This window comes from Anaplasma marginale str. Florida (assembly GCF_000215485.1).
Classification (GTDB): domain Bacteria; phylum Pseudomonadota; class Alphaproteobacteria; order Rickettsiales; family Anaplasmataceae; genus Anaplasma; species Anaplasma marginale.
Map to the genome: position 1 here is coordinate 1 of NZ_AFMS01000169.1, position 15,970 is coordinate 15,970.

The window sequence follows — 15,970 nt, forward strand, 5'->3', positions numbered from 1 at the left end:
TGAATGCCGGTGTTGCTCGGGCTTTGATGGGGTAACCTGCAGTACGTATTGCCGGGGAGATTGCTTTTCCTCTTTATTTCTCTTGCGGGTGTGGTAACATTCCTGCCGTATGCGTCGTTAGCGGCACGTGGCCCGTAGTTTCGGTTTCTGATTGGGAGTCTTGCAAAGCCACTCTGGGTTTGTTGTTGCTGCCTGTCCGCGCGCGGTTATGTGAGGTAGGTTGTGAACTTGAGTGCGATTGGTAGCGGGAAGAATGCCCCAGAGGAGGTTAATGTTGTTATTGAGATCAGCAAGGATTCGCATCCTGTCAAGTACGAGCTTGATAAGGGCTGTGGGGCGTTTTGCGTCGATAGGTTCTTGCCCACAGCCATGTACTACCCCTGCAATTACGGGTTTGTCCCAGAAACCATCGCCGGAGATGGTGACCCAGTTGACGTTTTGGTGCTCACCAGGTTTCCGGTCATAACAGGTGCCGTAATTGTTTCCAGGCCCGTGGGTGCCCTTATGATGAGTGACGAGTCAGGTGAGGATGTTAAAGTCGTGGCGGTGCCAGCGCGCAAGGTTGACCCTTACTATGATGGAGTTAATGACTATTCCGATCTGCCGCAGTCATTCTTGGATTCCGTGTCGCACTTTTTCTCCTTCTACAAAAAACTTGAGAAGGACAAATTCGTTTCTGTGGGTGCGTGGCGGGATGCCGAGTTTGCCAAGAGCCTAATACGTGAATCAATGTCTTCTGTTGCTCGCTAGCCGCGGTGACTGCGCATCACCAAGAGTAGACATGCCACCACACCCGCAAGAGAAATAAAGAGGAAAAGCAATCTCCCTGGCAACACGCACTGCAGACCACTCCATCAAAGCCAGAACACGCAGGCATTTAGCTACGCGGCATAGGATAACCGAAAGTCGGCCTGCTACACAGCCAGAAGTGACGCTATAGAACTTAAAGGCTCGCCTGCAGACACCTTCATCAGGAAATTTCACACCGAAAACTAACAGGCCACGCGCCACCAAGAGCAACCATCCTACCACAGGCTAAAGCACACCCCCGCGTGACCGCGTTACACTGGTATGCGATGAACATGCCTGCGCTTCGCGCCGAGTCTCTGTGTGTACTCTATCAATTTGTAATGTCGAAAATTGCAATGCACTAACTGTGGTAAACTTGCCGCACTTTTGTACTATGTGTGACCTAAAAACTCTGGATAGGAACACACGGGGTTTCTGGTGATGTTAGCTTTGGCAAAGTTTTCCCGCAACGGGCAGCGTAACAAGGATATGTGCTGCTGGTTGTGCGGTACGTTGATGATGGAAGAGCAACCTTGCATGCGACACCGAGTTTATGAGGCAGTGCAGCGCGATAGTGCGGCAAATTGGGCCCGTTCGGACTGCCAAGTTCTATACATCCGAAATCAGTCCCGTTTGCATTCCTGCACATTGCTAGTTTTGAGTGTGATTTTATGCTATACCAGTAAATTTATTAACTTATTATTGTGAAGTCATAAATTTTGTGTCGTGATTGGTGACTTAATGCTTGAGTTTATGTATCGAAAATTGTACAAGCTGTATTTATGTTAACCATAAGGCGAGTTTATGGAGAGGCAGGGTAGTTGTAGCACGATAGTAGCTAGGATAAGATCCCAGATGGATAGGATCGGGATAAACGCCCGTGAGCTGGCCGATAGGGCGTCAGTAGGGAAGTCTTTTGTGTATGATATACTTAGTGGGAAGTCTAGCAACCCTACCTCGAAAAAGCTTATGGCGATCGCTGAGGTGCTTCAGGTTCCGCTGGCCTACCTAGTCGGCAGTGATGACGGTTTGTATGATGTGACTTCCGGTGGGGTGTTGCCGGTCTACTATCTTGCGGAATCCGAGGATGAAGAAGACAAAAATAACCATACGCGGTGCTCTAGGTTTTACATGCCTGCGCACACCAAGCTTCCGTTTAGTGTGGAGAGTTTGCGCTTCTATGATGTGAAGGGAGATAGTATGTCTCCGACACTTGTGGGGCAGGACGTAGTGTTGGTGGATGTGTCTGATAAAATCGCTCATCCTGCGGGGGTGTTTGCTATACGGGACTCTATGGGGATTCTGATACGCAGGCTAGAATATGTACGGGACAGCCAGAACATCATGCTACATGTGGTATGTGACAACAAAAAATATTCATCCTACGAATGCCCGGTTGAAGATATCAAAGTCCTTGGGCGCGTAGTATGGTACGCTAGGGCTTTGTGGTAACAGTAAGCAGAGCTTTGTGTTCTGTATTAATAATGTGTTAACGCGCGTACTGGACGCTCGGCATTCTTTGTGCTGTAAGTTGGAAAGGCCGGTTGCGTGGCTTATAACGGGAGCGCCCTGGTCAGTGTGCTGTGGAGACTGCCGTGTTGTATATGCAACACATCAGAAATATGTTATACATTTTTTGCAGTTATGCTTGATTAGCATAATGGTATATGTGTTAATCTTTGAGAAGTTAGGGCACCGTGCAGGGGGCGGTTTTTTGGTGCCTGGGGTTCGTTGGGTTTTTGAGGTGTGGGTATGCGTATACTGTTGATAGAAGATGATGTTGCTTGTGCCAGGGCAGTGGAGGCTTCTCTGTCTTCAGAAGGGCATTTTTGCGAGACCATGGCCTCCGCTCAGGACTGTTACGGTAGTATAATTCCTAAGAATGACGACTATGACGTCGTAATATTGGATATACACTTTCCCGGTAAGGTGGATGGTTACGACATACTGGTGAAGCTTAGGGAGTCTGGGATCAAGGTTCCCGTTCTGATACTGTCCTGCATCTCTTCTGTGGCGCACAAGGTTAAGGGTCTCTACTACGGGGCTGACGATTATATCACGAAGCCTTTCCACAAGAGCGAGCTACTTGCCAGGATCAAGGCCATAGTGCGGAGAACCAGGGGCCACCCAGAGTCTATAGTGCGTGTGGGCAACATCTCCATCAATCTAGATCACAAATGTGTCGAATGTAACGGTGAGATTATCCACCTTACCAAGAAAGAGTACGGGATGATTGAGCTATTGTCTTCCCGCCTCGGTACCGTGCTAACGAAAGAAATGTTCCTGTCCCACCTGTATAGGGAGTTGGACGAGCCGTCCGATGACAAAATTATAGACGTTTTCATGTGTAAGCTACGCAAAAAGCTTAAGGTAGCGAACAACGGAAAAAATTACATAGAGACCGTATGGGGTAGGGGATACGTACTCAAGGAATGTGCAAGTGACGACGAAGAGGGCAGCAGTAAGGATTCCGGAGGCAGCGTCAATAAGGCTAGTGAAGGTGACGCCAAGGGTAGCAGCGGCAACAAGGGTAGACCTGGGTATAATAAGTGGCCGGCCGAGGGCGAGTGCGATGGCGCAGGCAACAAAACGGAAGAGCGTAGGAATTACGCCGAGGAGGCCTAAGGGGGATTGTTTTTTTCGGAGTGTGTGCTAGAGTGAGGCCCTGTTAGTAAAAGCGGGGTGATGCGTGGCTGTGTTCGTGCATAACAATGATTTACCGGACGGTCTTGATCTAGGTAACGTTGTTGCTGTAGATACTGAGACCATGGGTCTTGTTTGTAGGCGTGATAGGGTGTGCTTAGTGCAGCTTTCTTCTGGTGATGGCGACGCGCACCTTGTTAAGTTTTCTGGTGACTATAGCGCACCTAATTTGCGGCGTATCGTCTCCAATCCTGAGATTATGAAGATATTCCATTTTGCCCGGTTTGATGTGGCTGCGATACGCCATTGTTTCGGGATGTGGGCGGTACCTTGTTACTGCACTAAAATCGCGTCGAGGCTGGTGAGGACTTACACGAACCATCACGGGCTTAAGGATCTGTGTTACGAACTTCTGGGAGTGAAAATCAACAAGGCGCAGCAATCCTCCGATTGGGGTAGGGAGGTGCTCACTTCTGAGCAACTGAGTTACGCGGCGGCCGATGTCATATATCTACATGATATCAAGAAAAAGCTCGATATGATGCTTGAACGAGAAGACAAGCAGGATCTGGCTGAGTCTTGTTTCAAGTTTATTCCTGCGAGGGCAGAGCTGGATTTATTGGGTTGGGATGGGGTAGACATCTTTAGCCACCAAACATGACTTTGCAGTACGAGATTTGCCACGGTTGCGCCTTCCCTGCGTGCTGTGCCCCAAGCGTCCGAGTAATGAGGTAATTCCAATACATGCGGCGGCACAGCGGCCTCTGTTATACTATTGCGTATAATGTAATAGGGGGGTGCTATCGCTGTTGCACCCTAACAGAGGGAAGTCACGGGTTGTTGACATGAGGGTTGGTTGCGTTTAGAATCCTCAACTCTGTATGGTGCTTATGGATATCGCAGTGGGTGGTGGGTTGGAATGCAGTATAAGTAGGGAGGATTTGCTGCAGTCCCTGGCCTACGTCAGCAGCGTGATAGAGAGGCGCAACAGCATAGCTGTGTTGTCATGCGTCAGGGTGGAGGCCAAAGATGGTGTTGTTGAGCTGTCTTCGACGGACCTTGATATTTCAATAGAAGCGTGCGTCAACGCTAGCGTTGTTCATAAGGGAGTCGTAGTCGCATCTGCTCAGTTGTTGTATGACATTGTCAGGAAGCTTTCGGGTGATTGCGCAGTTGGCTTCAAGATGAGCGATGGGCGGCTGCTCGTTGAATGCGGAAATGCCAAGTTCTTTCTCCATGTTGTGGCGCCGGAAAAGTTCCCCGCAATTGAGGGTGGCGAGGTTGACTGCGGTTTTGACATGCAGGTTTCCCATATTGCCGAGTTGCTCAACAAGACAAAATTCTCCATGTCCGTTGAGGAGAGTAGGTATAACCTCAGGGGTGTCTACATGCATGTTGCGGAGGATATGTTGTGCTGTGTGGCGACCGATGGGCACCGCTTGTCGCTTGCGAAGGTGAATAGGCCGGAAGGCCTGCAGCCTGATATCGGCGTGATTGTACCTAGGAAGACGGTAAATGAGCTTTTGAAAATAATAGGTGGCGGTGGGGATGCGTCACAAGTTGTATCTGTAAGCATTTCACAGCGCAAGATATGCTTCAGGTACAAGGGATATTTCATGGTTTCCAAAGTGGTTGACGGGGTGTTTCCGGACTACTTATCTATAATTCCGCAAGAGAGGGGTGCGAGTGTATCTATGGATGCGTGCTCTCTTCTTAGCGCTGTGGATCGGGTTTCTGTGGTAGTTTTTGATAAGGTGAAGGCCATTAAGCTGTCATTCGCCTCCGGTCGGCTGACTCTCAGCTCCGCGTCGTCCGATCAGGGTGATGCCAGGGAGGAGCTTGAGGTAGATTACAAAGGTGATGAAGTCACTATTGGGCTCAATGCCAGGTATCTTATTGAGGTGCTGGGTTGCATGAAGGGGGCCTGTGAGGTCGTATTTCAGGATGGTAACACTGCCGTGCTGATTCAGGACAAGGAACCCGGCGGCTCCATGCACATAATAATGCCTATGAGAATATAGTTGCGCTGGCGCGTAGGTGTCAGACGCTTGATTTTCAATACTATCGGTGTTTTCGTGCTTAGTTGGACGTGGTTATGGCGCAACAACCGCTCCCCTTGTGCTTCGGGATTTGGCGTGCTTGCCTGCCTGCCATATGTTGTTCTTCCTCAACATGGCTTGATTACTTACGTGTGACTGTTGCGGCAAGATACTGTCGCTGTTGCGCAACATCCGGTGCCCGGGTGATGCATTTTGTCCAAGAGCTACTTGAAGCCGCTACGCTAAAGCGCCGGAATGCACGCTATGCCGCACTCGTCATGTGAGCGGGCAGACAAAAAGTGTTGTGATGTGCTGATTCAAAACCGGTATATGGGCTGAGTTTCTACTCCACAGTGACCGACTTTGCCAGATTACGGGGTTGATCAGCATCCAACCCCTTCTTGACGGCAATGCTGTACGCGAGGAGTTGTGCGGCTATCGTATATACTATAGGCAGGGAGAAGGCATTCGTCTCAGGCAGCTCTACCACTGCCCTGCACAGATGTTTCAGTTTTTGTGCCCCCTTTCTGTCAGTAAAGGCCACGACTATACCCTTTCTTGCAGATACTTCCTGTATGCTCACCAGGTTTTTGGTGAACGTCTCGTTGTATGGTGCAATGGCTATGACGGGAAGAGATTCATCCACAAGTGCTATTGAACCATGCTTCAGCTCTCCAGACGCGATACCTATGGTGTGAATGTAGGACAGCTCCCTAATTTTTAGCGCAGCCTCCAGCGCAACTCCGTAGCAGGTGCCTCTACCCATTATTATTACACGATTGTAGTGCAATATTAGGTTGGCTACAGACTCTATTGAGGTTCCAAGAGCCTCTGACGCGTGTTGCGCCACACATTGCAGTGCTTCCAACAACTGCTCGTATGTGCTTTGTGCTATGACACATCTGACTTTTGCAAGCCACAGAGAAAAGCACGCTAGCACAGCCAATTGTGCAGAGAAAGTTTTGGTTGATGCGACACCAACTTCCGGTCCTGCGAGGATCTTTAGGGCAATATCTGATATACTCTCCATGCTGTTTCGCGGGACGTTAGTCAAGCTAATAACTGTGCTATGTTGCCTTCGTGCGTGGCGCAAAGCCGCCAGGGTATCAGCAGTTTCTCCGGATTGAGATATGAACAAGAACACGTCGTTTTCTGATATCTGCATCCGATGGTAGCGAAACTCCGATGCTATACTTAACAGCACTCTGATGTTCGCTATGCTTTCTAACCAATATTTTGCGATTAGGCCGGCCATATAGGATGATCCGCTTCCTACTATTGTCAGGTGGGTTAAGGATTTGAATAAGTCTGCATTACATGCGAACTCGACGCTGCCATAGCTGATAAACTGGTCAATCGTATCACGTATGACCTTGGGTTGTTCGTGGATCTCCTTTAGCATGAAATGTTCATACGGTGCCTTGTCGGTGCTTGTGCTGGGTGCGCTGATGAGTATTGTTTCGTAGTCGAGCGCCTCATCACTCTCGTTATATATCTTAACGTCATTGAGCGAAATTTCGGCTATGTGATTGTCTTGCAGATAACAAATCCTTTGTGCATACTTGCTCAAGACATATTCGTCTGAAGATACCAGGTTGGCGTCGGTGCCGCAGCCAACGACTAAGGGTAACATTCTGCAGGTTGCCAGCAAACTACTGTGCCCCGCCAACATAAATATGACTGCAAAACTGCCTTCTATCTCTTCCAGCGCCTTCCGCACCGCATATCTTGGGGGCAATCCAGCTTGCAACAGTGACCCGACCAGGTGGGGTATAACCTCTGTGTCTGTATCCGTGCAGAATCTGCTACCATTGGCCTCAAGACGCTCTCTAATTGACGGATAGTTCTCAACAATTCCGTTGTGGACGACCGCCACTTTGCCCACGCATATGGGGTGCGCATTTTCAATTTTTGGAACCCCATGCGTAGCCCACCTAGTATGCGCTATGCCAACATTTCCCCGCAGCGTACCTTCCCCTGAGGACACAAGCTCGCTCAGCCTGGCAACCTTGCCACACGAACGCCTAACCTGAATGCCGCCGCGATCCAAAACCGCGATTCCGCACGAGTCATACCCCCTATACTCAAGCTGGCGCAGGCCGCACAGCAACAAGGGAACTGCCTGGCAGCTGCTAACGACTCCTAACACACCACACATAAGGACACCCAATTGAGAATAGGGATAAGCAGGCCACTCACCAATCCGTTGTTCAGGGCAAAGGGACGCAGGGAACTACGCTAATACAGGCTTTTTGCAGTCGATTGGGATTTGCCTACATAGGCTCCCTTACCGTTCCCGTCTCTATTGAGTACCTCCGACACGGACGACTTCAGCACCCTAACCTCCACACCTGTTGCAATCTCTATGTGCAGGTGCCCGTTACTTGCATCAACCTTAGTTACCGTACCAAAGAGCCCGCCTGACGCGATTACCTTGTCTCCCTTTTTGATACTGTCCAACAACTTGTTATGCTCCCTGAGCTTTTTCTGTTGGGGCCTTATGACCAAGAAATAGAAAATCAGGAATATGAGAACCAACGGGGCAAACCCGGCAATAGAGGCCCCTAGCCCAGCAGCAGGCGCCGGGGTAGCAGCCGTAGCGGCAAACAAGGCACTAGGAAATGAAAGCATCGAACCTACCAGAAACGTATTCTGCAATCTACCAAAGGCTAGGTGCGCTGTCAAGGAGACAACTAAGGTGGCCAGCCAATACGCGGCGGACGTGGACCCTGGATGCAAACACACGCCACCCGCGTGCAGTGTAGCAAAGCCGCGCTACTCGCAGGCGCCTATGTCATACCTATACATGCCACCAGGCCAGTCTAACAAATCTAGGGCCGCGTAGGCCTGGTGCTTAGCGGTGGCCAAGTCATCCGCCTCGGCTACTATATTCAAAACCCTACCGCCGGCGGAAACCCAGTTGTTCCCAACCCGCTTCGTGCCCGCGTGAAAGACCTTAACACTAGAAGCCCTCGCAATCTCGTCCAGCCCACCTATCACTGAGCCTGATTCGTAAGGCCCAGGGTAGCCCTTGCTGGCTACTACCACACAAACGACCGACTTGCGGTTCAGAGACACCACCTCGCTACCAAGCCTGCCCTTCGCTGCTAGGGACATGAGCCTCAGCAAATCTGAATCCAATCTGGGCAAAATGGCCTGCGTCTCGGGATCCCCGAACCTGACGTTGTATTCCAGAAGTTTGGGCTCGTTTTTCTTAATCATAATGCCAGCGAACAGTAGCCCCCTGAACTGTATTCCCATGTTAAACATGGCTTTGATAGTCGGATATATGATCCGTTGCACTATCAGGTGCTCCATCTCTTCAGTGATAATACCCGGGGTTGAATACGCTCCCATGCCCCCAGTGTTCGGCCCTTTGTTCCCATCATACGCCGGCTTATAATCCTGCACCGCCCCAAGCACCACCGGGTTAGTGCCGTCTATTAAGGTGAGAAAGCTAACCTCCTTACCGTCTAGGAATTCCTCCACCACGACTGCTTCGCCGGCTTTGCCGAACTTGCCCTGTACAAGCATGGCGTCTAATGCGTCATAAGTTTCCTCCAGAGTGTGGCATATTATGACGCCCTTTCCCTGAGCCGGCCCATCGGCTTTCACCACCAACGGCAGCTTACTCCTCTTGACGAACTGCTTGGCGGAGCCGATGTCCATAAAATACCCGTGCTTCGCCGTGGGGATGTTGTAACGGGCGCACAACTCCTTTGTAAACCCCTTTGAGGCCTCGAGCCTAGATGCGGCCCTGGACGGGCCAAACACAAAAATACCCTCATCGGTAAGTGCATCGGACAACCCGCTGATTAGCGGTAACTCAGGACCGACAACAACCAGATCTATCTTCTCGCGCTTGCAGATCTGCGCAACCTCGATAAAGTTAGTTACGTCTACGTCCACCAAAGTCGCCAGGTCCGCCATGGCCTCACGCCCAGGAGCAACAAACAAACGAGTTAACATGGGGGAGCGGCTCAGGCAGTCCAACAGGGCATGCTCCCTACCCCCGGAGCCGACAACCAGAACATTCATCCCGCCCCCTACAAGAGACCATCAAGACCACGAAACGCCACCGCCACGCTACCACAAATCGTCAGTTTGTCAATAGGGTTTCGTGCAAACATGCAAAACTAGCAGGAATATATTCGGGAATCCTGTAGGACAAAAGACTTGCTATGGGTCTGGTTGCGTGGTTTAATGGCTCCCTGACGTTTGTTTGGTGTGGTTTCGTGGCTCCTCGTACTGGTTTGTTGTGCGCTGTTTTGGTTATCCTTTCTATTCTCTGTACCACGCACCCCGTTGCTGCTGCGTCCTTCGCTGAAGAGGGGGTACATAAGCTTTACGAAGATGGTCTCAGGCTGTTTCACGAGGGACGGTATAAGAAGGCTATAGCGGTTTTCGATAAGATAGAGGCTCTATATCCGTTTTCACAAATGGCAATAGACGGCAGTCTGGTTGCTGCGGTGGCTCATTATGAGCTCGGTAACTACGCTGAATCGGCTTCTCTTGCGGAGGGCTACATTGATTCCTACCCCAGCAGCAAGAGCATAGACTACGCCTACTACGTCAGAATTCTGGCTAAATACATGCAGATTCCCGATCTTGGGTTGGACCAGGGAGTGGCCCTAGAGGTTAGGAACCTTGCTTACGAGTTTGTGCGCATGTTCCCAAACTCGCGCCACTTAGGTGAAATTTCCAAAAGGCTTGCTGCCGTGCAGCAGCACCTGGCTGCTAGGGAATTCATGATTGGTAAGTTTTACCTCAAGCGAGGGGGGCACATAGCCGCAGTGAAGAGGTTTAGAGCTCTGATATCTGCATATCCAAGTTCAGCGTACACTAACGAAGGGTTGTACCGACTGGTGGAGGCCTACACAGCCTTGGGGGACCATAAATCAGCGGCCGCGTACCTCTCTAAATTAGATGAAGGCAACGTGTGGCGCGCCAGGGCTGAGCGTCTACTAAGCGGGGAGAAAAACTGTGCGCAAGAAGTCGGGCAGGAAGGAACCAAGGAGGGGGATGATGAGGGAAAGAGCGCTACTCCTCCTAGCAGTGCTGCTGCCGGAGAAGAAGCTGTGGAGGACGCACAGCGAGAATCACTGTTGTAACACTAACTAGCGCCGCGCCCCGGGGACGGCGAGACGTGCTGCCTTTTCCAAGCTAGTGTACGCAGGCTATCACCACGGCAAACAGTAGAAACAGATAGTATATAGAGTATTTAAACAGCCCCATGCATGCCTTATGTGACGGCTGTCCCTTTTCCCGAAATACGGCGATGGCATAAGCGATGAACGTTGCGCTCAAGCCGGTTGCCAGAATTTCATATAAAACCGGGTGTTTCACAAACAAACCCGGCGTTGCCCCCACGACCGCAAGAATTATGCTATACAACAATATGTGCGACCTGGTTTTACGTATACAGTACACGGGCAGCATGGGAACGTTCGCTTTTTTGTATTCCTCCAGGGTGAGTAGGGCGATTGCCCAAAAGTGAGGGGGTGTCCACACGAATATTATCGCAAACAGGGACAAGCTCTCAAGCGACAGCGTCCCGGAAACTGAGGCCCAACCTATTACTGGTGGGAAAGCGCCCGCGATGCCGCCAATCACTATATTCTGCGGTGTGCGCCTTTTCAGTAGCATTGTATAAACTACTGCATAGGAAAAAATGCTTCCCGCCAGAAGGAGCGCAGATACATAGTTTACTGCGATTGCCATGACAAACACTGATAGTGTTGCAAGCACCATGCCGCATTCCCATGCTTGTTCCCTGCAAATTTTTCCTGCAGGTATAGGCCGGCCCTTGGTACGATCCATAATTGCGTCAATATCACTATCGTACCACATATTGAACGCACCCGCCGCACCTGCGCCCAGGGCTACACACACCGTGGATACAAGCCCTATTAGTGGGTGAATAGTTCCCGGTGCGATTAGCATTCCGGTTATTGCAGTAAACACCACCAAACACATTATCCTGGGCTTGAGCAGCTGAACGTAATCGCCAACCGAGGAAAGAGACGCAGGGCTTTTCCCTCGGGAGGTCTTGATAAAAGTTGCTGTCATGTGTATCCCTTAGTCCAACTTGGGAATTTCCTCAAAAGTGTGGAACGGGGCGGGCGAGGGGACAGTCCACTCCAAAGTGTCGCCTCCCCACGGGTTTGCTTCGGCCGTCTTGCCCCTCTTCAATGTGTATATCGCAATTGCTATAAATAGCAGCGCAGATAGAAAAGAAAGGCCCGCTCCCACGGAGGATACGTAATTCCATGGAGCAAAGGCATCTGGATAGTCAGGAATTCTTCTAGGCATGCCGGCAAGCCCCAAAAAGTGCTGAGGGAAGAACGCTATATTGGTCGAAATGAAAGTCAGCCAGAAGTGAATTTTCCCCATACACTCGGGGTACTGCTTGCCTGACATTTTACCTATCCAATAATAAAACCCCGCATATGCGGCAAAGAGCGCTGCGATTGACATCACATAGTGAAAGTGGGCAACCACGTAGTATGTGTCATGCAGAACCTTATCCACTCCCCCGTGTGAGACCACTATGCCGGTCAAGCCGCCGACTGTGAACACGAAGATGAACCCTATCGCGAAAAGCATCGGGGTCTTAAACTCTATCTTCCCTCCCCACATGGTGGCTATCCAGCTGAACACCTTGACTCCGGTCAGCACCCCTATCAACATCGTTGTGACGCTATAGTACGTGATCATTTCCGTACTCAAGCCGGTGGTGAACATATGGTGCGCCCAAACCACCAACCCGACCGTCGCTATTCCAACTAGCGCGAACACCATTCCCAGGTACCCAAAAACCGCCTTGTGGGAAAACGTGGATACTATCTGACTTATAATCCCAAAAGCTGGGAATATTATCACGTATACTTCCGGGTGCCCGAAAAACCAGAACAGATGCTGAAAAAGTATTGGGTCACCGCCGCCTGACGGGTTAAAAAAGCTGGTACCGAAGTTGCGATCAGTCAGGAGCATTGTAATTGCTCCGGCTAATACGGGGAGTGACACTATTAGCATGAACGAAGTAAGCAATATGGTCCATACGAACAACGGCATCTTGAGCAGCGTCATACCGTGGGCACGCATGTTGAGAATTGTTACTATAAAGTTTATGGACCCAACTATTGAGGAAATACCCGCGAGGTGCAATGCCAATATAGCCATGTCCACAGATGCGTCTGGATGAGAGGACAGGTATGACAGGGGAGGGTACAAAGTCCAACCCGTTCCCGGGCCATCTCCGATCAGTACAGAGCAAAACAGCAGCGCGAGTGATGCTACTAGCATCCAAAAACTCAGGTTATTCAACCGCGGAAATGCCATATCTGGTGCGCCAATTAGCAGGGGAACAAACCAGTTCCCAAACCCCCCGGTGAGAGCAGGCATTATCATGAAAAAGACCATTATGAGCGCGTGCCCAGTAACCATGACGTTATATAGCTGGTAGTTTCCGTGCAACACGTCTATGTGCGCCAACTGTGCGCGCAATATGAGGGACAGCAGGCCCCCTATCACACCACCTATTATCGAAAAGATGATGTACATGGTGCCTATGTCTTTATGGTTGGTGGAGAACAACCACCGCTTCAAACCACTAGGCGCATGCTCATCGTACATATAACCCACCTCCTAAAATAGCTCTGGGAGGAAACACGCAACAACCCACAAGCATATAAGCCTCAAAATTTGACCCATCAGCTTACCACACCAACTGCTAGGCCCCCTAACTGCTTTCTTTGCGCTGTGCTACCCACGCATCAAACTTATCCCTAGTTACCGCCTCAACCACGATGGGCATGAAGCCATGCAGCCTCCCGCAAAGTTCGGAACACTGCCCATAGTAAACCCCGGGTTTCTTCACCGAGAACCACACCTCGTTTAACTTTCCTGGCACTGCATCAACTTTAATGCCCAAAGCCGGCACAGCCCAGCTGTGTATCACATCTCCGGCGGTGGACTGCAACAACACGACCTCGCCTACCGGTACGACCATCCTATTGTCTACCTCAAGCAGGCGCAACTCACCACTCTCCAACTCCGAATCTGGCTTCATGTAGCTGTCAAACCTTATACCAGTCTCTGGATACACGTAGGTCCAGTACCACTGATATCCTATAGCCTTAATCACAATGTCTGCTTCGGGGATTTGCTGCTCCTTTTTGATGAGCTTAACGTTGCTTATGGTCAATAACCCGACAATTAACAGCGGGATTAAGGTCCACGTTACTTCAAGCGCGACATTGTGAGAATTCTTGTTGTTAAACTTTACCTGCTCACCCTTCTTTCTTCGAAACTTGGCCAGTGTATAGAACATCAAGAAAAATACAACAGCCGCCACTGCAGACATCACAACCATGATGTAGTTATGGGACTTGGCAATTAGCTCCATAATTTCTGTTGCGGGCTCCTGAAACCCAAGCTGCCATGGGTAAGGCGCACTTGCACCCGCGCTGGGCCCCCATAGCGATCCGCAGACAAACAACACACCCACAACGAGCGCACGGAGCATAGGAAAAACACAGTGAAAGCCAACATATACCGTCGGATGGTACATCGCAACAGTGGAAATAGCAAGGCTTTTGTTCCAGCTGGTAACGGCTGCTGACGCAGGTAACATACCTTTAACAATGTGGGTAGGGGCTTTACACTTGTGTACGCACAGTGATGTGCATTACAAATACCGCTCTGGTAGCCTCAGGTGTGTTATATATACAAAAGAGAGATGCCTGGGTGCAAGTGCGATGTTACGCAGTTTTGCAGCAAAGGCCGCGTGCTAGTGACCAGGTAGGAGCAGATGACGAACGCGCAGTTTATGTACAAGGCACACTTTCACGATCAAGTGCGAATTCCTCGTGAAGGAGGCTCAACGCTGGTGCAGCGCTTTGTTCATGCATCAAAACAGTAATTTTTATCTCAGAAGTGGAGACTGCCAATACGGCTATTCCACCACTGGCCAATGCGCTAAAAACCCTGCTGGCCACACCCGGACGCGATATCATACATGCGCCTACTAAAGAAACCTTGGCCAGGCCATCCGTTACCGCCAGGCTCTCGTACATTATGTTGTGTTTGTGTTGTAAAAGGATATCTTGCGTTTTTTGCAGATCTTCTTCTTGCACAGTAAAAGTAATATTGCGGAGTTCCCCGTCCACGGTCTGCATTATCATATCCACGTCTATGTTTCCCTCTGCTATGGGAAGCAGTGCTGCGGCGATGCCGGGAACTGCAGGCACTCCGCCCAGCGATACGCTTGCTATCTTTTTACTAATAGCGATTCCAGTAATTATTCTGCTCTCCATTTCCCTCTCACACTCAAAAGATACCAATGTGCCCTTCGCTTCCTGCGAGCTTGACATCACATGAATACGCACGCCGCACCGCATAGCCATCTCTACAGAGCGTACGTTCAATATTGCCCTACCAGAGGCGGATATTTCTACCATGTCGTTATACGTTACGTGATCTAACTTACGTGCGCTCGGGACCAAACAAGGATTTGCCGTATATACTCCCGCAACATCTGTGTACATATAACACGCGTCCAGCCGCAGTGCAGCGGCTATTGCCACTGCGGAGATGTCTGACCCACCCCTGCCCAGGGTAGTGATGCGCGCATTGTGAATACCTTGGAACCCTGCAACTATTACAACATCATGCTCGTTCAGGAGCGATAATATGCGATCGGGTTTTATTTCTATAATTCTGGCCCGCGAGTGCTCTCCGGTTGTGTTTATGGGTATCTGCCAGCCCATTATAGATGTTGCTTTGATGTCTATGCGCTGCAATGCAAGCGCCAGAAGCCCACATGATACCTGCTCTCCGGAGGAGACGACCACGTCATACTCCGAAAGCTGTGCCTCTGATGCCAGCTCCGAAACCTCCTGTGCAGTTGTAACGGCCTCGTCCGTAAAGCGGCCCATGGCCGAGACTACCACCACAAGCTTGTGGCCACGCTCCACACCCTGCCGCACTATGTTTGCAACTCTTAATATGCACTCTACGTCTTTTAAGGATGTGCCTCCAAACTTTTTTACCAGAATCCTGCCCATGCTCAGATTTGCATATCCACGTAGTTGCGGATTATAACTGATTTGCCAGGTCCTTTACACAGATAATTGCCAGTGCGGACCATGGGTTTTTTAATGATGTATGCCTATGGTTGTGACGCACGGGTTGCGCTATTTGCGGCATTGCTGATATCCTCTCAGCACCGAATGGCAGCTTTATTCTCTCCGGTGCTGGTTACTGCTTGAAGAATGAGCAAGGTTTTGGTACCATACCCAGTTCTTGGTGTTGTGCGCTTTGAGGGCTTTGGTGAGGCAGGGGGAATGCTTTTACGTTACCACTCCTATATACTATGTTAACGATACTCCTCACATAGGGCACTTCTACACCACACTCATATCTGATGTTGCTGCCAGGTTTAGAAGTCTGAGTGGCAAGCAGGTCAAGTTCACTACAGGGACGGATGAGCACGGCCA

Annotated in this window: 14 protein-coding genes; 7 read left to right on the forward strand and 7 right to left on the reverse strand. The window is 50.3% G+C overall.

The genetic code is table 11. From position 1 onward, the window contains the following. Window positions 1–222 precede the first annotated feature (222 nt). The 5 genes from ppa (at window position 223) to dnaN (ending at window position 5,453) form a co-directional block, all read left to right on the forward strand. Window positions 223–750, forward strand: coding sequence for an inorganic diphosphatase (gene ppa, locus GAC_RS04700; RefSeq protein ID WP_010268361.1), 528 nt, complete (start codon window positions 223–225; stop codon window positions 748–750). 843 nt (window positions 751–1,593) lie between these two features. Then, a complete protein-coding gene (locus GAC_RS04705) occupies window positions 1,594–2,241 on the forward strand; it encodes an ECH_1013 family putative transcriptional regulator (protein WP_010265817.1) in 648 nt (215 codons plus the stop codon). 300 nt (window positions 2,242–2,541) lie between these two features. After that, a complete protein-coding gene (locus tag GAC_RS04715) occupies window positions 2,542–3,414 on the forward strand; it encodes a response regulator transcription factor (RefSeq protein WP_011114547.1) in 873 nt (290 codons plus the stop codon). Window positions 3,415–3,478: 64 nt separating this feature from the next. Then, window positions 3,479–4,093, forward strand: coding sequence for a ribonuclease D (locus tag GAC_RS04720; protein ID WP_010265811.1), 615 nt, complete (start codon window positions 3,479–3,481; stop codon window positions 4,091–4,093). A 220-nt stretch (window positions 4,094–4,313) separates the two neighbouring features. Continuing rightward, the gene (gene dnaN / locus GAC_RS04725) at window positions 4,314–5,453 is read left to right on the forward strand and encodes a DNA polymerase III subunit beta (RefSeq protein ID WP_010268358.1); all 1,140 of its coding nucleotides are present in this window, start codon (window positions 4,314–4,316) and stop codon (window positions 5,451–5,453) included. A 361-nt stretch (window positions 5,454–5,814) separates the two neighbouring features. Here the strand turns inward: dnaN and glmS are convergent, their stop codons facing one another. From glmS to purD, 3 genes are all read right to left on the reverse strand, one after another. Continuing rightward, window positions 5,815–7,629, reverse strand: coding sequence for a glutamine--fructose-6-phosphate transaminase (isomerizing) (gene glmS, locus GAC_RS04730; RefSeq protein ID WP_010268355.1), 1,815 nt, complete (start codon window positions 7,627–7,629; stop codon window positions 5,815–5,817). Window positions 7,630–7,709: 80 nt separating this feature from the next. Continuing rightward, window positions 7,710–8,102 (reverse strand): preprotein translocase subunit YajC, encoded by a 393-nt coding sequence (gene yajC, locus GAC_RS04735; protein WP_010268352.1) that lies wholly within the window; start codon window positions 8,100–8,102, stop codon window positions 7,710–7,712. A gap of 144 nt (window positions 8,103–8,246) precedes the next feature. Then, window positions 8,247–9,509, reverse strand: coding sequence for a phosphoribosylamine--glycine ligase (purD, locus tag GAC_RS04740; RefSeq protein ID WP_010268350.1), 1,263 nt, complete (start codon window positions 9,507–9,509; stop codon window positions 8,247–8,249). A gap of 230 nt (window positions 9,510–9,739) precedes the next feature. On the opposite strand from purD, the gene bamD reads away from it, so the two are divergent. After that, complete coding sequence (bamD, locus tag GAC_RS04745) at window positions 9,740–10,582, forward strand: outer membrane protein assembly factor BamD (RefSeq protein ID WP_241759825.1); 843 nt, start codon at window positions 9,740–9,742, stop codon at window positions 10,580–10,582. Window positions 10,583–10,634: 52 nt separating this feature from the next. Here the strand turns inward: bamD and cyoE are convergent, their stop codons facing one another. The 4 genes from cyoE to GAC_RS04770 form a co-directional block, all read right to left on the reverse strand. Continuing rightward, on the reverse strand, window positions 10,635–11,540 hold the full coding sequence (gene cyoE, locus GAC_RS04750; RefSeq protein ID WP_010265801.1) for a heme o synthase: 906 nt from the start codon (window positions 11,538–11,540) through the stop codon (window positions 10,635–10,637). A 9-nt stretch (window positions 11,541–11,549) separates the two neighbouring features. Then, window positions 11,550–13,106: a cytochrome c oxidase subunit I gene (gene ctaD / locus GAC_RS04755; protein WP_010268343.1), complete on the reverse strand. Its 1,557-nt coding sequence runs from the start codon at window positions 13,104–13,106 to the stop codon at window positions 11,550–11,552. Window positions 13,107–13,212: 106 nt separating this feature from the next. Further along, the gene (gene coxB, locus GAC_RS04760) at window positions 13,213–14,106 is read right to left on the reverse strand and encodes a cytochrome c oxidase subunit II (RefSeq protein WP_080510993.1); all 894 of its coding nucleotides are present in this window, start codon (window positions 14,104–14,106) and stop codon (window positions 13,213–13,215) included. A gap of 193 nt (window positions 14,107–14,299) precedes the next feature. After that, on the reverse strand, window positions 14,300–15,538 hold the full coding sequence (locus tag GAC_RS04770) for an aspartate kinase (protein WP_012659070.1): 1,239 nt from the start codon (window positions 15,536–15,538) through the stop codon (window positions 14,300–14,302). A gap of 265 nt (window positions 15,539–15,803) precedes the next feature. Between GAC_RS04770 and GAC_RS04775 the strand changes: the two genes are divergently transcribed. Further along, the coding region (locus tag GAC_RS04775; protein WP_141564199.1) for a class I tRNA ligase family protein at window positions 15,804–15,970 on the forward strand (167 nt) is incomplete at its 3' end.